The sequence below is a fragment of the Paenibacillus sp. 01T47 genome, from assembly GCF_056398245.1.
Genome location: NZ_JBFTPA010000025.1, coordinates 19,538 through 39,188, shown reverse-complemented (window position 1 = coordinate 39,188; position 19,651 = coordinate 19,538). Strand labels below are relative to the sequence as shown.

The following is a 19,651-nucleotide window of genomic DNA, read 5'->3' as shown; positions in this document are numbered from 1 at the left end:
TAGCGGCTAAGCCGCAATGAATTATTTTTGGATAGAAGCTACAGCGCCAGCGCCTACAGTACGGCCGCCTTCACGAATAGAGAAACGAGTTCCCTCTTCAACAGCGATTGGAGCGATAAGCTCAACCGTTACAGTGATGTTGTCGCCAGGCATAACCATTTCAGTACCTTCTGGCAAGTTGATGATACCCGTTACGTCAGTTGTACGGAAGTAGAACTGTGGACGGTAACCAGTGAAGAAAGGCTTGTGACGGCCACCCTCTTCTTTAGTTAGAACGTAGATTTGTGCAGTGAAGTTAGTGTGTGGTTTAACCGAACCCGGTTTAGCCAAAACTTGACCACGCTCGATGTTGCTGCGGTCTACACCACGAAGCAAAGCACCTACGTTGTCACCAGCTTGAGCGGAGTCAAGCAATTTACGGAACATTTCAACGCCTGTTACTACGGACTTACGGGATTCTTCAGCAAGACCGATAATTTCGATCTCGTCGCCAACTTTGATAACGCCACGCTCAACACGACCTGTAGCAACAGTACCACGGCCAGTGATTGTGAATACGTCCTCGACAGGCATAAGGAAAGGCTTAGCAGTATCGCGCTCAGGAGTAGGGATATAAGTATCCACTTGCTCGAAAAGCTCGATGATTTTTTCAGCCCAAGGACCATCTGGGTTAGCAAGTGCTTCACGAGCTGCACCACGGATGATTGGAGTGTCGTCGCCTGGGAACTCATACTCAGAAAGAAGGTCACGAACTTCCATTTCAACTAGCTCAAGAAGCTCTTCGTCTTCAACCATGTCGCATTTGTTCAAGAATACAACGATGTAAGGTACGCCTACTTGTTTCGAAAGCAAGATGTGCTCACGAGTTTGTGGCATAGGACCGTCAGTAGCGGAAACTACAAGAATAGCTCCGTCCATTTGAGCAGCACCAGTGATCATGTTTTTTACATAGTCGGCGTGACCTGGGCAGTCAACGTGTGCGTAGTGACGAGCAGGCGTCTCATACTCAACGTGAGCTGTCGAGATCGTGATACCACGCTCGCGCTCTTCTGGAGCTTTATCGATTTGGTCGAATGCGATTGCTGCACCGCCGTATTTTTTGGAAAGTACAGTTGTGATAGCTGCAGTCAAAGTCGTTTTACCGTGATCGACGTGACCGATAGTACCGATATTAACGTGCGGTTTGTTACGTTCAAATTTTGCCTTAGCCATTGAACTTGAGCCTCCTCAATTTAACATCATATTTTTTATGTGTGGCCGACATTTGGCTCGCAAGCAAACCAAAATGACGGCAAAAGCAATTTGTTGAGCGCTAGTCCAAAAACGATTACTCGCCTTTGTTTTTAGCAATAATTTCATCAGAGATTGATTTAGGAACTTCTTCATAGTGAGAAAGCTCCATGGAGAATACGCCGCGTCCTTGTGTACCGGAACGTAGTGTAGTGGAATAACCAAACATCTCGGAGAGAGGTACCTTGGAGCGGATAATTTGTGCACCTGCACGAGTATCCATACCTTCGATACGACCACGACGGGAGTTAAGCATACCCATAACATCGCCCATGTACTCTTCTGGAACAGTAACTTCAACTTTCATGATTGGCTCAAGAAGAACTGGCTTACATTTTTCTTTGGCAGCTTTAAGCGCCATCGAACCTGCAATTTTAAACGCCATCTCCGAGGAGTCAACATCATGGTAAGATCCGTCAACAACAACAGCTTTAACATCAACGAGCGGGAAGCCGGCTAAAACACCGTTCTTCATTGACTCTTCGATACCAGCTTGGATTGGAGCGATAAATTCACGAGGAATTGATCCACCAACTGTTTTGTTTTCGAATATGAAGCCTGTACCAGGCTCAAGTGGTGAAAACTCAACCCAACAATGACCGAATTGACCTTTACCACCGGACTGACGAACGAACTTACCTTCAACCTTCGCAGCTTGACGGAACGTTTCACGGTAAGCAACTTGTGGTTTACCAACGTTTGTCTCAACTTTGAATTCGCGGAACATACGGTCAACAAGGATCTCAAGGTGAAGCTCACCCATACCAGAGATAATTGTTTGGTTTGTTTCTTCATCCGTATGTGCACGGAAAGTAGGATCTTCTTCAGCAAGCTTGGAAATAGCGATACCTAGTTTGTCTTGGTCAGCTTTCGTTTTTGGTTCGATAGCAACCGAGATAACCGGCTCAGGGAAGTTCATCGATTCAAGAACGATGATGTGCTTCTCATCACAAAGTGTATCACCAGTAGTCGTATCTTTCAAACCTACAGCTGCAGCGATATCGCCGGAATAAACTTCCGTGATCTCTTGACGGCTGTTTGCGTGCATTTGAAGAATACGTCCAATACGTTCACGTTTGCCTTTTGTTGAGTTAAGGACATACGAACCGGATTTTAGTACACCAGAATACACACGGAAGAAAGTAAGTCTACCAACATAAGGGTCAGTCATGATTTTGAATGCCAAAGCCGCGAAAGGCTCTGTGTCTGAAGATGGACGTTCTCCTTCTTCACCGTCTTCAAGAGTACCTTTAATAGCTGGTACATCAAGAGGTGAAGGTAGGTAATCCACAACAGCATCCAACATCGGCTGAACACCTTTGTTACGGTATGAGGAGCCAGCTACAACTGGGAAGATTTTAACTTCGCAAACACCTTTACGGAGTGCTGCTTTAATTTCTGGAATAGTGATTTCTTCACCTTCCAAATATTTCATCGTTAATTCTTCATCCAATTCTGCTACTTTCTCAATCAATTCCGTACGTAGTGCATCTACTTGCTCTACATACTCAGCTGGAACTTCAACTTTTTCAGGGTCTTTACCAGTATCGTCTTTGTAGATATAAGCTACACGTTCAACGATATCGATAATACCTTTAAAGTCGCTTTCCGCGCCGATTGGAATTTGAATTGCTACGGCATTGGCACCAAGACGCTCACGCATGTCTTTGATTACGTTTAGGTAATCTGCACCAATGATATCCATCTTGTTTACGTAGGCAATCCGAGGTACGTTGTAACGGTCAGCCTGACGCCATACGGTTTCAGACTGTGGCTCAACGCCTTCTTTTGCACTGAAAACCCCAACGGCCCCGTCCAATACGCGTAGGGAACGTTCAACTTCAACAGTGAAGTCAACGTGTCCCGGGGTGTCGATAATATTAATGCGGTGTCCATGCCATTGAGCAGTCGTCGCGGCAGACGTAATTGTGATACCGCGCTCTTGTTCTTGTTCCATCCAGTCCATCGTAGCTGCACCTTCGTGCACCTCTCCGATTTTGTGAGTACGGCCCGTGAAGAACAAAATCCGTTCAGTAGTTGTGGTTTTACCGGCATCAATATGCGCCATAATCCCGATGTTACGCGTATTTTTCAAGGAGAACTCTCTTGACATAAAATTGTCTCCTCTCGAATGTAAAAATTCTACCAGCGGTAGTGAGCAAACGCTTTGTTCGCTTCAGCCATTTTGTGAGTATCTTCGCGCTTTTTAACAGCTGCGCCAGTGTTATTGGAAGCATCTGTGATTTCAGCAGCTAAACGCTCTTCCATCGTTTTCTCACCGCGGTTACGTGAGTAGTTCACGAGCCAGCGGAGACCAAGTGCCGTACGGCGCTCTGGTTTAACTTCGATAGGCACTTGATAGTTTGCACCGCCGACACGGCGTGCTTTAACCTCAAGTACAGGCATAATATTTTTCAAAGCAGCTTCGAACACTTCCATCGGATCTTTACCCGTGCGTTCTTGAATCAGTTTGAAAGCATCATACAATAGTGTTTGTGCAACGCCTCTTTTACCGTCAAGCATAATGCGGTTGATTAGGCGCGTTACCAGTTTGCTATTATATAGCGGATCTGGAAGCACATCGCGTTTCGTTACAGGACCTTTGCGTGGCATGAGAAAGTCCCCCTTTCTTCTAATAGTTGCTATTTCTAGCATTTCAATAACCTGTTAAGGTTATGATTATGATTTTTTAGCTTTCGGACGTTTCGTACCGTATTTCGAACGAGCTTGCATACGGTTGTTTACACCTGCAGTATCAAGTGCACCGCGAACGATGTGATAACGTACTCCTGCTAAGTCTTTTACTTTACCACCACGGATCAAAACAACGCTATGTTCTTGCAAGTTGTGTCCGATACCTGGAATGTAAGCCGTAACTTCTAAGCGGTTCGTTAAACGAACACGAGCATATTTACGAAGTGCGGAGTTCGGTTTCCTTGGAGTCATTGTACCTACACGAGTGCACACACCGCGTTTTTGAGGAGCGCTGATGTTTGTAGCTTCACGTTTCAATGCATTGAAACCTTTTTGCAATGCCGGCGATTTCGATTTAACGACTTTCGCTTGGCGTCCTTTACGGACTAGCTGGTTAATAGTTGGCATGTTGCCACCCCCTTCCCTATATTCATGTCTTTTGAAAATATAAGCATTTATAAAGAAGTTGTTTATAAATCAACTTATATTCTTTCGCGTAAGCGGGCTCTTCCCACCAAAAGGCGGCATTAGCTGTTTACGCATGTATGGTAGACATTTTACCTAAAATTAAGCCCACAGATCCAGGCGGATCATAAAAGAACAAACAAAAGTTCTCGCCAGCTAATCATCGTTAAATAATCAACTAACAAAAACGGCTATTGCGTTATTCTTCTTCGGTTACGAGCGCTGCCATCGCGGCCCCAACATCGATGCCGCAGGTTTCCCCAAGCTCTACCATCGTGTCGATCCATTTCATTGGAACTCCCGCCCGCTCACATAGATGAACAATCTTCTCTTTCATCTGCGGATCTGCATCTCGTGCGATATAGACTTTAATGGCTCTTTGTTGCTCGAGCATCTTCGTCGTTTGCTTCGCGCCGACTTTGAATTGCATGATAATCACCTTCAATTCTTCCATTCAGCGAACACACAATTAGGCACACTTCGATATAATATCACCTACTATGTGCTTGTGTCAAGAACCTTCTAGGATAATCACTTGTAAACTTTTTGTAAATGAATTTCATACTGTAAACATATAAAAGAGCGGTCATCTTCCGCTTCCAAGGAAACGGAAGATGTGACGCTCCTTCGATATTAGTTAGTATCCGGTTTTAAGAACATGATCTGTTCAAGCCGACTAGTCGACTGTTACAGCTTCTGTTTCTAGTTCGCCTTCAACTGCAGTAGTTGTTTCATCTTCAAGTCCAGCAAAACGAATGTTACGATAACGGGCCATTCCAGTACCTGCTGGAATCAACTTACCGATAATAACATTTTCCTTGAGTCCAAGCAACTGGTCAACTTTGCCTTTAATAGCTGCATCAGTCAATACACGAGTTGTTTCTTGGAAGGAAGCTGCTGACAAGAACGAATCTGTCTCAAGCGATGCCTTCGTGATACCGAGCAAAACTGGTTTTGCAACAGCTGGTTCGAGATCTGCGAAAATCGCAGTGCGGTTTTGAGCTTCATATTCATGAATATCAACGAACGCACCAGGAAGCAACGTTGTGCCGCCTGCATCTACGATACGAATTTTACGGAGCATTTGTTTAATCATGACCTCAACGTGCTTGTCATTGATTTCTACCCCTTGATTTCGGTAAACGCGCTGTACTTCTTGCAAAATGTAGTTTTGAACGCCACGGATACCTTTGATACGCAGCATATCTTTAGGGTCAATTGAACCGTCCGTCAGCTCATCGCCGGCTTCGATTTGTTGACCTTGCGTTACGCGGATACGCGAACCATAGGTAACAGCATACACTTTCGATTCCGCTTCACCTTGAACCTCGATTTCACGACGGTCCTTAGCTTCACGGATTTCTTTAACCACACCGTCAAGCTCAGAAATAATCGCTTGACCTTTCGGATTACGCGCCTCAAACAACTCTTGGATACGCGGCAAACCTTGTGTGATATCGTCTCCCGCAACGCCGCCCGTATGGAACGTACGCATTGTGAGCTGTGTTCCTGGCTCACCGATGGATTGAGCTGCGATAATACCTACCGCTTCCCCAATCTCAACGTGTTTACCAGTTGCAAGGTTACGTCCGTAACAGATCTTACATACGCCATGACGAGCACGGCAGCTTAGTACGGAACGAATTTGCAGTTTTTCAACGCCAGCGTCGATAATTGCATCCGCTTTGTTCGAGTCAATCAACTCACTGCGGTTAACAATGATCTCGCCTGTTTTTGGATTACGAACCGTTTCAAACGCATAGCGGCCTTCAATACGGTCATAAAGATCTTCAATAACCTCTTTACCGTCTTGAATTTTGCTTACAGAGAAGCCTTTGTCGGTACCACAATCTTCTTCACGCACGATTACGTCTTGTGCAACGTCAACAAGTCGACGAGTCAAGTAACCGGAATCGGCAGTACGAAGTGCAGTATCGGCAAGACCTTTCCGCGCTCCGTGAGTGGAAATAAAGTACTCGAGTACTGTAAGACCCTCGCGGAAGTTCGATTTAATTGGCAACTCGATGATACGACCGGATGGATTGGCCATCAAACCACGCATACCGCCAAGCTGTGTAATTTGAGATTTGTTACCCCGTGCTTTGGAGTCCACCATGAGCATGATGTTGTTGTAACGATCCATCGATTTCATAAGAACTTCGGTGATCTCGTCTTTACATTTACCCCAAATTGTAATGATCCGGTCATAGCGCTCTTCGTTTGTAATCAAACCACGACGGTATTGATTCATAACGGTAGCAACCTTCTCATCGGAGCGCTTCATGATTTCGTCTTTCTCTTTCGGAATGATAACGTCAGACACGCCGATCGTAATACCAGCCTTAGTTGAGTAAGTGAAACCAAGCTGCTTAATGCGGTCAAGAAGCATCGCAGTAAGCGTAGTGTGGTATTGGCGGAAACATTCTGCAATAACTAATGCAAGATAGTCTTTACCTACCGCACCAGGCGTTTCGATTGCATCCAGGAATTTAGGAAGATCGGCGCCTTTTTCGTAAACGAAATATTTATCTGGTGTACCGTGCAATAGGTTCGTTTTCGTTGCTTCGTTGATATAAGGGAAATCTTCAGGGAAAATTTCATTGAAGATGACTTTACCAACTGTCGTAACGAGTAACGAATTTTGCTGCTGCTCGGTGAAGTTAACTTTTTTAAGCACACGAACCGGAATGAAAATTCTGGCGTGCAAGGAAACAATACCACGTTGGTAAGCAGAGATCGCTTCGTTAATGGTACCAAATACGGAACCACTGCCTTTAGCCTCTTTGTTATCCATCGTCAAGTAGAAGCTTCCTAGTACCATATCCTGTGAAGGAGTAACGACCGGTTTGCCGTCTTTCGGGTTAAGGATATTGCCTGATGCAAGCATTAGCAAACGTGCTTCCGCTTGTGCTTCAGCAGACAATGGAACGTGAACGGCCATTTGGTCACCGTCGAAGTCAGCGTTGTAAGCTGTACATACGAGTGGGTGAAGCTTAATTGCGCGACCTTCAACCAAGATAGGCTCAAACGCTTGAATACCTAGTCTGTGAAGCGTCGGGGCACGGTTAAGCAATACTGGGTGCTCCTTGATTACTTCCTCAAGAACATCCCATACCTCAGGGCTTACGCGTTCAACCTTGCGCTTCGCACTCTTAATGTTATGTGCTAGGCCTTTATTAACAAGCTCTTTCATAACGAAAGGCTTGAACAATTCTAGTGCCATTTCCTTAGGAAGACCGCACTGGAACATTTTGAGGTTTGGACCTACTACGATAACCGAACGACCAGAGTAGTCAACCCGTTTACCTAGCAAGTTCTGACGGAAACGTCCTTGCTTACCTTTCAGCATATGGCTGAGGGATTTAAGCGGACGGTTACCCGGACCTGTAACAGGGCGACCGCGACGACCGTTATCGATCAATGCGTCAACCGCTTCTTGCAGCATCCGTTTTTCATTTTGCACGATAATATCAGGAGCGCCCAGATCAAGCAAACGCTTCAGACGGTTGTTACGGTTAATAACACGACGATACAAGTCATTGAGGTCAGAAGTCGCAAAACGACCGCCATCAAGCTGTACCATCGGACGAAGCTCAGGAGGGATGACAGGAAGCACGTCTAGAATCATCCATTCCGGTTCGTTGCCGGAATTGCGGAATGCTTCTACCACTTCAAGACGTTTGATCGCACGATTGCGTCGTTGTCCTTGAGCAGTACGCAGTTCTTCTTTCAATTGCTCCAATTCTTTGTCAACGTCGATATCTTGCAAAAGTTTTTTAACAGCTTCGGCACCCATACCAGCATGGAATCCATACCCGTATTTCTCACGGTAGCTGCGATATTCTTTCTCCGATAGAAGTTGTTTCTTCTCAAGTGGGGTATCACCTGGATCCGTTACGACATAGGATGCAAAATAAATGATCTCCTCAAGCGAACGAGGTGACATATCAAGTGCAAGGCCCATACGGCTTGGAATCCCTTTGAAGTACCAAATATGAGAAACTGGAGCTGCTAGCTCGATGTGACCCATACGTTCGCGGCGAACTTTAGCGCGAGTTACTTCAACGCCACAGCGATCACAAACGACACCTTTATAGCGTACACGTTTGTATTTACCGCAATGACATTCCCAGTCTTTTGTAGGTCCAAAAATTTTCTCGCAGAAGAGTCCTTCCTTCTCCGGTTTTAAGGTCCTATAGTTGATCGTCTCCGGTTTTTTAACTTCTCCGCGGGACCACGAGCGAATTTTATCCGGCGAAGCCAGACCTATCTTCATATACTCGAAGTTGTTCACGTCCAACAAGGAGCAACCCTCCTCCGTCATGTATGACAATGTCTATCTAATCAGCTAGATTCCGTCATAGGCGCGTGACCATTTGACGGAATCTAGCAACTAGTTTATTCAGCAGCGCCGACTTCGGCACCTTCTATATTGAGGTTAAGCTTATCGCCTGTTGCCTCGTCTTCATCATCCATTTCCTTCATTTCGATCTCTTCTTCATTCTCGGATAGAATTTTAACGTCCATACCCAAACTTTGAAGCTCTTTGATCAAAACTTTGAACGATTCCGGAACACCTGGCTCTGGTACGTTTTCGCCTTTAACGATGGATTCGTACGTTTTAACACGACCAACCACGTCATCGGATTTAACAGTCAATATTTCTTGAAGCGTGTACGCAGCGCCATATGCCTCAAGCGCCCATACCTCCATCTCCCCGAAACGTTGTCCACCGAACTGTGCTTTACCACCGAGCGGCTGTTGTGTAACGAGTGAGTAAGGACCAGTGGAACGGGCATGGATTTTATCGTCGACCATGTGCGCCAGTTTGATCATGTACATGACCCCAACCGTAACTTCACGTTCGAAATTCTCGCCTGTCCGTCCGTCATACAGTACGGTTTTACCGTTACGCTGCATGCCTGCTTCTTCCATCGTATCGAAAACGTCATTCTCGCGCGCGCCGTCAAATACTGGCGTAGCCGCGTGGATGCCGAGATGCTTACAAGCCATACCCAAGTGAACTTCAAGCGCCTGACCGATGTTCATCCGCGACGGTACGCCGAGCGGGTTAAGAACAACTTCTACAGGTGTGCCATCCGGTAGGAAAGGCATATCTTCTTCAGGCATGATACGAGCGATTACCCCTTTGTTACCATGACGTCCGGCCATTTTGTCGCCTTCGGAAATTTTCCGTTTTTGAGCAATATAAGCACGAACCAGCTGGTTAACGCCTGGTGGCAATTCGTCGCCATTCTCCCGCGTAAATACTTTAACGTCAACAACGATACCGTCTGTACCATGCGGCACACGTAGCGATGTATCACGTACTTCACGAGCCTTCTCACCAAAGATAGCGTGCAGCAATCTTTCTTCCGCAGTTAGCTCTGTTACACCCTTAGGCGTTACTTTACCAACTAGGATATCGCCAGCGCCGATTTCAGCTCCGACACGAATGATTCCGCGCTCATCTAGGTTGCGAAGAGCTTCTTCACCGACATTTGGAATGTCGCGTGTAATTTCTTCAGGTCCAAGCTTCGTATCACGAGCCTCAGACTCGTATTCCTCGATGTGAATGGATGTATAAACATCCTCTTTCACTAGCTTTTCACTTAGCAGGATCGCATCCTCATAGTTGTAGCCTTCCCACGTCATGAATGCAACAACGACGTTGCGTCCAAGAGCCAATTCGCCTTTTTCAGTGGAAGGACCATCCGCAAGGATATCACCTTTTTTAATAACGTCGCCTTTACGTACAAGCGGGCGTTGATTGATGCACGTTCCTTGGTTAGAGCGCATAAACTTGTGTAGTTTATGTTTTACCAAGTCACCAGTAACCGGCTTGCCATCGATTTGCTCGACGCGACGAAGCCAGATTTCATTTGCGGAAGAACGTTCGATTATACCGTCATGCTTCGCTACGATACAAACGCCTGAGTCTTTCGCTGCTTTGTGCTCCATACCTGTACCAACAAGTGGTGATCTAGGGATAAGAAGCGGTACCGCTTGACGTTGCATGTTGGATCCCATGAGGGCACGGTTGGAGTCATCGTTTTCCAAGAAAGGAATTAACGCTGTCGCAACAGATACTACCTGTTTTGGCGATACATCCATGTAATCAACGCGATCACTAGGCATAGTCAAAATGTTGTCGGCTTGTTTATTGTAACGAACGATCGTATTCTCTTCTGCAAACTTGTCGTCTGGAGTCAGCTTCGCATTCGCTTGCGCGATTACGTAGTTATCTTCCTCGTCAGCAGTCAGATATGCGATTTGTTCTGTAACAATTCCAGTCTTCGGATCTACCCAACGATATGGTGCTTCAATGAAGCCATATTCGTTAATACGAGCAAAGGAAGACAAGGAGTTGATCAAACCGATATTCGGTCCCTCTGGCGTCTCGATCGGACACATCCGCCCATAGTGGGAGTGATGGACGTCACGAACTTCAAAGCCCGCGCGTTCCCGAGTCAAACCGCCGGGTCCAAGTGCTGACAAACGACGCTTATGCGTCAATTCAGCAAGCGGATTCGTTTGGTCCATAAACTGGGACAGCTGCGAGGAGCCGAAGAACTCTTTTATAGATGCAATAACCGGACGAATGTTAATTAGCGCTTGCGGCGTAATTGCATTCGCGTCTTGAATGGACATTCTCTCACGCACTACGCGCTCCATACGAGACAGACCGATACGGAATTGGTTTTGAAGCAGCTCGCCAACAGAACGCAGACGACGGTTACCCAGATGATCGATATCATCCGTGCTGCCTACGCCATGAAGCAAGTTGATAAAGTAGTTAATGGAAGAAATGATGTCCGCAGGCGTGATATGCTTGACGGATTTATCAATAATTCCATTCGCAATAACTTTAATTACTTTGCTTTCGTCATATGGTGAGAATACGCTGATCGTTTGTAGTGGAATACTATCAGCATCAAGAACGCCATTAGCTACATGATACGTTTTGAAACCAACATCCTTCTCAAGCTTCTCGAGAATTTCATCAAGCAAGCGGCGGTCAATCATTTGTCCGGACTCAGCAATAATTTCGCCAGTCGCAGGATCAATTAGATTTTCCGCAAGACGTTGATTAAACAAACGGTTCTTGATGTGAAGTTTTTTGTTTATTTTGTAACGGCCTACATTGGCCAAGTCATAACGTTTTGGATCAAAGAAACGAGCAACTAGCAAGCTCTTTGCATTATCCAAAGTCGGAGGCTCGCCTGGACGAAGACGCTCATAAATTTCAATAAGCGCTTTTTCAGTCGAATCCGTGTTATCTTTGTCTAACGTGTTGCGAATGTACTCATCATGGCCTAGCAGTTCAAGAATCTCAGCGTCAGTACCGAATCCAAGCGAACGCAAAAGTACCGTTACCGGTATTTTCCGGGTCCGGTCAATACGAACGTAGATGATATCTTTAGCATCCGTTTCAAGCTCTAGCCAAGCGCCACGGTTAGGAATAACAGTAGCTGTGTAGTTTTTCTTCCCGTTCTTATCGACCTTCGTGCTGAAGTACACACTCGGGGATCGAACCAATTGGCTGACTATGACACGCTCGGCTCCGTTAATAATAAACGTACCCGTCTCTGTCATAAGCGGGAAATCACCCATGAAAACTTCTTGTTCCTTTACTTCGCCAGTTTCCTTATTGAAAAGTCGCACCTTAACGCGTAAAGGAGCTGCATACGTCACATCGCGCTCTTTTGATTCATCGACCGAATATTTCGGTTCGCCCAAGCTATAGTCGATAAACTCAAGCGATAGATTGCCCGTAAAGTCCGAAATCGGAGAAATATCTTGGAACAACTCAATTAGGTCGCTGTCCAAAAACTTCTCATACGATTTTTGTTGGATTTCAATCAGGTTCGGGACTTCCAGCACCTCGTTGATCCTGGCGTAGCTTCTGCGCGCGCGCCGACCATACTGAACAAGTTGTCCTGCCAACTTAACCTCACCCCTCATGTCTGTATCACAGCATCGATAATCACTGCGTCACTATAGACGAACCAGCCGCCTATATAGTCAAATAAAGAAAAGCCCTTATCGAATGGTTCGAAAAAAGAGCATGTTCCGGCAGTTAACTAATCACAGCGCGGCCGTGACAGTCTCATATCAAATAATTTTGCCCAAAACGTAAACATTATACGTCAAATGTGTAAAACTTATGCATTCCGCGCTTTAAATTTACACTTGACATTTTAGTTAACTAAAGAGATCGAGCCCAATTTAATGCTGACATTTTATAATCTTACCATATCGCAAATGTCAAGTCAATAAATATTATTCAGTTTTCAAACATATTTTCAAAACATATTTTTCTCTAATTTTCTAAGCTTTTACAGCTCGGAAAATACGGTAGCCTTTATCCTTCGTTACTTCTTCTACATTTGCAAATAATGACTCTAATTTAGCTTTCGCCGAAGGTGCCCCTTGCTTCTTCTGTATGACAACCCACATGCTGCCGCCTTGTTCGAGCAATTCATAACCCTCTTCAAAAATCCGATGAACGACTGACTTCCCAGCCCTGATAGGCGGATTTGTAACGATGACATCGAACTTCATTTGCTTAACTGCTTCAAATAGATCACTTTGCAAAACGGTAACATTAGATATCTGGTTAAGCTTTGCGTTCTCACGCGAAAGCTCTACCGCTCTTTCATTTATATCAATCATCGTTACTTGCCCATGCTCAGCGAGTTTTGCTGATGTTAATCCAATAGGACCATAACCACAGCCAACATCAAGAATGTTTGCATTTGCATTCAGCTCCAAAGCATCGATCAATACCTGACTCCCGTAATCAACTCCTGATTTCGAGAATACGCCGGCATCCGTTATAAACTTCAAAGAAAAGCCTCGGAGAATTGCTTCATGAACTTGACGATTATGCTTAACATCTGGGCTCTGTGAGTAATAGTGATTCGACATTATTCATCACTCCCCGCTATTCCATATTGCATCGAGTATATTGATATCGCCTTGCTTCAGCGAAAAAATACTCGATTCTCGTTGAAGGATAAGAATGGACAAGCCAAAAACTTGCACATTCTTATCCTTCAACATACAACGAACCCCTTGAAACCTGACGTTTCAAGGGGCTCGCCGGCCGATTCATCATTCAATCGCATGATCAGCTTATTTTATTGGAAGAAATACTACTTAACTTCTACGGAAGCGCCAGCTTCAGTAAGCTTAGCTGCAACAGCTTCTGCTTCTTCTTTAGCAACTTTCTCTTTAACTGCTTTAGGAGCGCTATCAACCAAGTCTTTCGCTTCTTTCAGGCCAAGACCTGTGATTTCGCGAACAACTTTGATTACGTTGATTTTTGAAGCGCCAGCGCCGTTAAGGATAACGTCGAATTCAGTTTGCTCAGCTTCTACAGCTGCGCCAGCACCTGCTGCTGCTACTGGAGCTGCTGCAGTTACGCCGAATTCTTCTTCAATTGCTTTAACAAGATCGTTCAGTTCAAGAACGTTCATAACTTTAATCGCTTCTAAGATTTGTTCTTTAGACATGATTATACCTCCGGGAATATGGTTTATTTTTTTTGGTTTATCCTACAGCCGACTTGCGTCGGTTCATTACTATAAGGGACTCTTGAAAAAAATTAAGCTTGTGCTTCTTGTTTCTCGCCGACTGCTTTAACTGCAAGCGCGAAGTTGCGCACTGGAGCTTGCAATACGCTGAGGAGCATAGAGAGCAAACCGTCGCGGGACGGAAGTTCCGCAAGAGCTTTAATTTCTTCTTGAGATACGACTTTACCTTCAACAACGCCGCCTTTAAGTTTCAAAGCATCGTTTTTCTTAGCGAAATCGTTCAAAATTTTAGCTGGAGCAACAGCGTCTTCTTTACCGAATGCAATTGCTGTGGGACCTGTAAGAATGTTGTTCAATTCTACATAATCCGTACCTTCAGTTGCGCGACGAACGAGCGAGTTTTTAAGAACTTGGAATTCAATTCCTGCTTCACGAAGTTGTTTCCGAAGTTCAGTTACTTGAGCAACGTTCAATCCACGATAGTCAGCTACTACTGTGCTAGAGCTATTAGCAATTTTTGCCGCGATTACGGCAACTGCCTCTTGTTTCTCTTGGATGATATTTGCGTTAGCCAAACTGTACACCTCCCGTAATAGTATACATTCCGTTAATTACGACGGGCTTTCCACGCCTCGATGCATGAGAAAGGCCTTCGCAGACACTGCGAAGGCCATGATGTCGTTATCGCGCATCAACCCTAAAGGATCGAATGTTGCTTACAAACGTTTTATCATAACACCTCGGTAGGAAATTAAGCCTTAAGGCACCTACTGTCTACGGTATGCGTATTCGAATTTAGTTCCGTTCTTCTTAGCGGTAAACCGCTGTAGAAACACGAGCGCCAGGGCCCATTGTTGAAGAAACGGCAATGTTTTTCAGGTAAACACCTTTTGACGCAGCCGGTTTAGCACGATTAAGTGCATCGATCAATGATTTGAGGTTCTCGTTGAGTTTCTCAGCATCGAAAGATACTTTACCGATTGGCGCATGGATTTGACCTGCTTTATCAAGACGGTATTCAATCTTACCGGCTTTGATTTCTTGAACGGCTTTAGCAACGTCAAACGTTACTGTACCAGCTTTAGGGTTTGGCATCAAGCCTTTACCACCAAGGATACGTCCAAGTTTACCAACTTCAGCCATCATGTCCGGCGTTGCTACGCAAACGTCGAATTCGAACCAGCCTTGTTGGATTTTGTTGATCATGTCTGCATCGCCGACAAAATCAGCACCCGCAGCTTCCGCTTCTTTCACTTTTTCGCCTTTTGCGAAAACGAGAACGCGTTTTGTTTTACCAGTGCCGTGTGGTAGTACAACTACGCCACGAACAGCTTGGTCTTGTTTACGTGGGTCTACACCCAAACGAACTGCTACTTCAACGGACTCGTCGAATTTAGCTGTTGCAGCCTTCTTAACAAGCTCAATCGCTTCTAGAGGCTCGTAAGTTGCTTCGCTATCAAATAGCTTAGCAGCTTCTACATATTTTTTACCTTGTTTAGCCATTGTAATTTCCTCCTCATGTGGTTGTAGCGGAAAATCCTCCTAGGGATGATCCTCCCACTCGCGAAAGCCGAAGCTTACGCAAAGCAAGCTACCTCGCGGTATTAGTCAACAATAGTTACGCCCATGCTGCGAGCAGTACCTTCAACCATACGCATCGCTGATTCTACAGACGCTGCGTTAAGATCCGGCATTTTTTGCTCAGCGATTTCGCGAACTTTGTCACGTTTTACAGTAGCGACCTTTTTCTTGTTCGGTTCGCCTGAACCTTTTTCGATACCAGCTGCGACGCGAAGCAATACTGCTGCCGGCGGCGTTTTTGTTTCGAAAGTGAAAGAACGGTCTTCAAACACTGTAATAACAACCGGAATAATCAAGCCTGCTTGATCTGCGGTACGAGCATTAAACTCTTTACAAAACGCCATGATGTTAACGCCTGCTTGACCAAGTGCTGGACCGATCGGCGGCGCTGGGTTTGCTTTACCTGCAGGAACTTGCAATTTGACCATCTTGATGACCTTTTTTGCCATGCCTGACACACCTCCTAACCCTTTATTCCATGCGTAAATAGCATCCGCCTCCGCAAGGGGGCATTACTATTTCGCGTCCAAACCACCACTAGTTTAACCCAGTGGGTTCGGAAACCAGATATTATATCTTTTCCACTTGAGTGTAATCCAGCTCTAGTGGGGTCTCCCTGCCAAACATGTTTACATGAACCTTCAACTTCGCTTTGTCCAGCAAAATTTCTTCTACTGTACCAACAAAATCTGCGAAAGGACCCACTTTGACGCGAACCGTTTCTTTCAAATCGAACTCGATTTTCGGTTTTGGTTCTTCCATGCCCATGTGTTTGAGTATTTGCTCAACCTCATCTGGCAATAGAGGAATCGGTTTTGAACCGGAACCTGTTGATCCTACGAATCCAGTTACACCTGGTGTATTTCGAACAACGTACCATGAATCGTCGGTTTGAACCATTTCCACAAGAACATAGCCGGGGTAGACCTTACGTTGGACAGTCTTCTTCTTACCATCCTTCTCTACCACTTCTTCTTCCATAGGAACAAGCACACGGAAAATCTTATCTTCCATGCCCATTGATTCAACACGGCGTTCCAAATTGGCTTTCACCTTGTTCTCATAACCTGAGTAGGTATGCACGACGTACCATCTTTTTTCCATCACAAATCCACCTTTGGACCCTTCTTAAACAATGAGTTCAACCAGAGACGAGATCCCGATGTCAAGAAGCCAGAAGTAAATAGTCACAAGCGTAATCGTGAGCAAAACCACGATCGAATAGCTTGTCAACTCTTTACGGCTTGGCCAGCGAACCTTCTTAAGTTCCGCCCAGCTGTCGGCAAAAAAACTAAACGTTGTACCAAAGCTTTGCTTTAGTTTAGCCAAAAATGCCACGTTCACACCTCCAATTGACTATCTCGTCTCGCGATGAGGAGTCTGCTCGTTACAGAACTTGCAAAACTTCTTCAACTCGATGCGGTCGGGGTGATTGCGTTTGTTCTTGCTGCTCGCATAGTTTCTCTGTTTGCAGTTTGTGCATGCCAACGTGATAATTACCCGCATTGAATTACACCTCCCGAACTGCTACAAAATACGAATCATGAAGCTCTATATGAAAGTTCATTGATTCCAACGCCAAAACGAAATAAAACCTCGATTTTAGGCCTACCTAAACACTTTATCATACAGCAATTTTGATGTCAATGTAAAAGATAAGTGTTAAGCCTGTGAATGATTGGAAACAAAAGCGCCATCGGTCTCGTATCTACCAGTATAGTCTACTTTTGTCCGTTTAAAACTAAAAGGACCGTATATTCCACCTAGACACCGCCAGATGGAAGACAGTCCTCGTAAAAATGATTTACGTATAAATGCGGCTAGCCGCTAATGTCTCTGACTTCCAAGTAACGTTCGAGCTTGCGTTTCACCCTTTGAAGAGCGTTGTCGATAGATTTCACATGTCTATCCAAATCAACAGCAATTTCCTGATAGGACCTTCCATCCAAATAAAGCATAAGCACCTTGCGTTCAAGGTCGCTTAATATTTCGGACATCTTATCTTCAAGGCCAATGAATTCTTCTTGATTAATAATTAATTCTTCTGGATCAGATACTCGCGTACCACAAATGACATCCAGCAGTGTGCGATCCGAATCTTCATCATAAATGGGCTTATCTAGCGAAACGTAGGAATTTAGCGGAATGTGTTTCTGACGCGTGGCTGTTTTGATGGCGGTAATAATTTGCCTGGTTATACACAATTCAGCAAAGGCTTTGAAGCTTGCTAGCTTGTCCCCTTTAAAATCACGAATTGCCTTATAAAGACCAATCATACCCTCCTGCACGATATCTTCACGATCCGCACCGATAAGAAAATACGAGCGCGCTTTGGCTCTCACAAAATTCTTATACTTGTTTATCAAATATTCCAACGCTATGCTATCACCATTGCGGACCGCTTCGACGATATCCTCGTCCGTACTGCTGTCATACTCGAGCGTACTCCATTCTTTGAGGTCGATACTCACGAACTATCCCTCCGGCCTGCAAGGCGTACACCGCTAGATTCTTATTCACGCAAACCTATCCGATTGAACTCAAAGTCTGAGCTCATACAGCGCTTCACGTCGAAAGATAAGAATGTATACTGAACAAAATCAACACGTTCTTATCGCTAATAATAGAGTCAGTATACATTATGTAACCTTACACCGTCAACCAATCTGAGCCCCGACAGCCACAGATATACTGGGAATTTTGTAACTTAGTGGAACGACCCGAGTCAATCATTCTATATCTATTTGAAGATTATCGCTTTTCCAATCTTTTATTTCTCTCCGCGCCGAAGTTTCTCCAGCTGGCTTCGAACCTCTAAACTAATTCTGCCGTCTACTGAATTCCGTTTTCCCGGCTGTTCCTCACGCAGTGTCTGCTCGATATTTTTGCGATTCTGGCCTATATCAATAAGCAATTCCCGTGCCGATACACGAAGCGCACCTTTACCGAATGCCACATGCTGCTCGACCAAATCCGAAGTGGCTACATATATATTTCTGCGTCTGACGAACAGCTCCGAGCATAAACGCTCGATGCATTCATCAGCTGTTTCCTTCTCTTTTGTGTAAACGATAGTCAGCCTGTGGTGCCTGTAAGTAGCGCCTAATCCAGGCACCTGATGCGCATCAAACACAACATACACTTTCATTCCTGTAAAACCTTGATAATCCGCCATTAAATCGAGCAATTTATCCCGCGCTTCTTCCAGATCATGTTCCTTCAGCTTCTCGAGTACCGGCCAAGCGCCAATTATGTTATAACCGTCGACTAATAAAATATCGTCGCGCCGGTTCATAACCTAAATGCTCCGGCGCTGCCGAACGACCTCATACATAAGAACACCAGCTGCAACGGAAGCATTTAGCGAGTTCAACTGACCAAGCATAGGAAGTTTAACGAGAAAATCACATTTCTCCTTAATCAGTCTTCCCATGCCTTTACTCTCGTTGCCTATAACGACAACCAGCGGCATGTCGAATTTCATTTTATAAACATCCTGCTTTGCACTTACATCGGTTCCCGCTACCCATACGCCCGCTTCCTTCAGCCTATCGATCGTTTGCGCCAAATTAGTAACGCGTGCAACCGGCACATGCTCAGCAGCACCCGCAGATGTTTTAAGCACCGTAGCCGTCAGCCCTGCTGCACGACGTTTTGGAATGATAACGCCATGTACGCCTGTGCATTCCGCTGTCCGCAATATAGAGCCCAAATTATGAGGATCTTCGATTTCATCCAATAGCAAAATAAATGGAACCTCGTCCCGTTGTTTTGCTCGTTCCAGAATGTCCTCAACATCCACATAAGCGAAAGCCGCTGCCTGAGCGACAACTCCCTGATGCGTAACTCCAGGGGCTAAGCTGTCGAGCTTCCGCTTGTCGACAAACTGTACGATGATACCGGATTTCTTAGCTTCCGCTACAATGGGCTGCGTTAACGTTTTTTGAGCACCGTCAGCAATCCATATTTTATTAATTTCTCGTCCGGAACGCAGTGCTTCGAGCACAGGATGTTTACCGGCTATCATTTCATCTTGATCTTGAATCGTTTCTTCTGTCATCGGTAACCCTCCTTTATTTTTT

The 19,651-nt window shown here is 45.2% G+C and carries 19 protein-coding genes and 1 other annotated feature; all 19 genes read right to left on the bottom strand.

The window, feature by feature from the left end:
- Window positions 1-21: 21 nt before the first annotated feature.
- The 19 genes from tuf to rlmB all read right to left on the bottom strand — a co-directional run bounded on the left by tuf (window position 22) and on the right by rlmB (window position 19,629).
- On the bottom strand, window positions 22-1,212 hold the full coding sequence (gene tuf / locus AC1DOV_RS30545) for an elongation factor Tu (protein ID WP_076271433.1): 1,191 nt from the start codon (window positions 1,210-1,212) through the stop codon (window positions 22-24).
- 115 nt (window positions 1,213-1,327) lie between these two features.
- Window positions 1,328-3,403: an elongation factor G gene (gene fusA, locus AC1DOV_RS30540; RefSeq protein ID WP_477551844.1), complete on the bottom strand. Its 2,076-nt coding sequence runs from the start codon at window positions 3,401-3,403 to the stop codon at window positions 1,328-1,330.
- A 29-nt stretch (window positions 3,404-3,432) separates the two neighbouring features.
- Entirely contained in the window at window positions 3,433-3,903 is a 471-nt protein-coding gene (rpsG, locus tag AC1DOV_RS30535; protein ID WP_028609662.1) for a 30S ribosomal protein S7, read from the bottom strand.
- Window positions 3,904-3,969: 66 nt separating this feature from the next.
- A complete protein-coding gene (rpsL, locus tag AC1DOV_RS30530; RefSeq protein ID WP_441885615.1) occupies window positions 3,970-4,392 on the bottom strand; it encodes a 30S ribosomal protein S12 in 423 nt (140 codons plus the stop codon).
- Window positions 4,393-4,648: 256 nt separating this feature from the next.
- Window positions 4,649-4,879 (bottom strand): ribosomal L7Ae/L30e/S12e/Gadd45 family protein, encoded by a 231-nt coding sequence (locus AC1DOV_RS30525; RefSeq protein ID WP_441885613.1) that lies wholly within the window; start codon window positions 4,877-4,879, stop codon window positions 4,649-4,651.
- A 246-nt stretch (window positions 4,880-5,125) separates the two neighbouring features.
- Window positions 5,126-8,752, bottom strand: a complete 3,627-nt coding sequence (gene rpoC / locus AC1DOV_RS30520) for a DNA-directed RNA polymerase subunit beta' (protein ID WP_441885610.1) — start codon at window positions 8,750-8,752, stop codon at window positions 5,126-5,128.
- Window positions 8,753-8,847: 95 nt separating this feature from the next.
- Window positions 8,848-12,396 (bottom strand): DNA-directed RNA polymerase subunit beta, encoded by a 3,549-nt coding sequence (rpoB, locus tag AC1DOV_RS30515; RefSeq protein ID WP_076271437.1) that lies wholly within the window; start codon window positions 12,394-12,396, stop codon window positions 8,848-8,850.
- Between the two features lie 384 nt (window positions 12,397-12,780).
- Window positions 12,781-13,380, bottom strand: a complete 600-nt coding sequence (locus AC1DOV_RS30510; RefSeq protein WP_477512337.1) for a class I SAM-dependent methyltransferase — start codon at window positions 13,378-13,380, stop codon at window positions 12,781-12,783.
- Between the two features lie 6 nt (window positions 13,381-13,386).
- A complete protein-coding gene (locus AC1DOV_RS30505) occupies window positions 13,387-13,515 on the bottom strand; it encodes a hypothetical protein (protein ID WP_256711079.1) in 129 nt (42 codons plus the stop codon).
- Between the two features lie 92 nt (window positions 13,516-13,607).
- Entirely contained in the window at window positions 13,608-13,967 is a 360-nt protein-coding gene (gene rplL / locus AC1DOV_RS30500; RefSeq protein WP_076271439.1) for a 50S ribosomal protein L7/L12, read from the bottom strand.
- A gap of 92 nt (window positions 13,968-14,059) precedes the next feature.
- Complete coding sequence (rplJ, locus tag AC1DOV_RS30495) at window positions 14,060-14,563, bottom strand: 50S ribosomal protein L10 (RefSeq protein ID WP_054025338.1); 504 nt, start codon at window positions 14,561-14,563, stop codon at window positions 14,060-14,062.
- A 57-nt stretch (window positions 14,564-14,620) separates the two neighbouring features.
- Window positions 14,621-14,786, bottom strand: a sequence feature (ribosomal protein L10 leader region).
- A 12-nt stretch (window positions 14,787-14,798) separates the two neighbouring features.
- On the bottom strand, window positions 14,799-15,491 hold the full coding sequence (rplA, locus tag AC1DOV_RS30490) for a 50S ribosomal protein L1 (RefSeq protein ID WP_477512336.1): 693 nt from the start codon (window positions 15,489-15,491) through the stop codon (window positions 14,799-14,801).
- 101 nt (window positions 15,492-15,592) lie between these two features.
- The gene (gene rplK / locus AC1DOV_RS30485) at window positions 15,593-16,018 is read right to left on the bottom strand and encodes a 50S ribosomal protein L11 (RefSeq protein ID WP_054025340.1); all 426 of its coding nucleotides are present in this window, start codon (window positions 16,016-16,018) and stop codon (window positions 15,593-15,595) included.
- Window positions 16,019-16,139: 121 nt separating this feature from the next.
- Entirely contained in the window at window positions 16,140-16,673 is a 534-nt protein-coding gene (gene nusG, locus AC1DOV_RS30480; protein ID WP_054025341.1) for a transcription termination/antitermination protein NusG, read from the bottom strand.
- A 24-nt stretch (window positions 16,674-16,697) separates the two neighbouring features.
- Window positions 16,698-16,907: a preprotein translocase subunit SecE gene (gene secE / locus AC1DOV_RS30475; protein ID WP_053373883.1), complete on the bottom strand. Its 210-nt coding sequence runs from the start codon at window positions 16,905-16,907 to the stop codon at window positions 16,698-16,700.
- Between the two features lie 18 nt (window positions 16,908-16,925).
- Window positions 16,926-17,075 (bottom strand): 50S ribosomal protein L33, encoded by a 150-nt coding sequence (rpmG, locus tag AC1DOV_RS30470; RefSeq protein WP_015847242.1) that lies wholly within the window; start codon window positions 17,073-17,075, stop codon window positions 16,926-16,928.
- Window positions 17,076-17,389: 314 nt separating this feature from the next.
- A complete protein-coding gene (gene sigH / locus AC1DOV_RS30465) occupies window positions 17,390-18,040 on the bottom strand; it encodes an RNA polymerase sporulation sigma factor SigH (RefSeq protein ID WP_053373882.1) in 651 nt (216 codons plus the stop codon).
- A gap of 299 nt (window positions 18,041-18,339) precedes the next feature.
- Window positions 18,340-18,864, bottom strand: a complete 525-nt coding sequence (locus tag AC1DOV_RS30460) for an NYN domain-containing protein (RefSeq protein ID WP_477512334.1) — start codon at window positions 18,862-18,864, stop codon at window positions 18,340-18,342.
- A gap of 3 nt (window positions 18,865-18,867) precedes the next feature.
- Entirely contained in the window at window positions 18,868-19,629 is a 762-nt protein-coding gene (gene rlmB / locus AC1DOV_RS30455) for a 23S rRNA (guanosine(2251)-2'-O)-methyltransferase RlmB (RefSeq protein WP_076271442.1), read from the bottom strand.
- Between the last annotated feature and the right edge of the window lie 22 nt (window positions 19,630-19,651).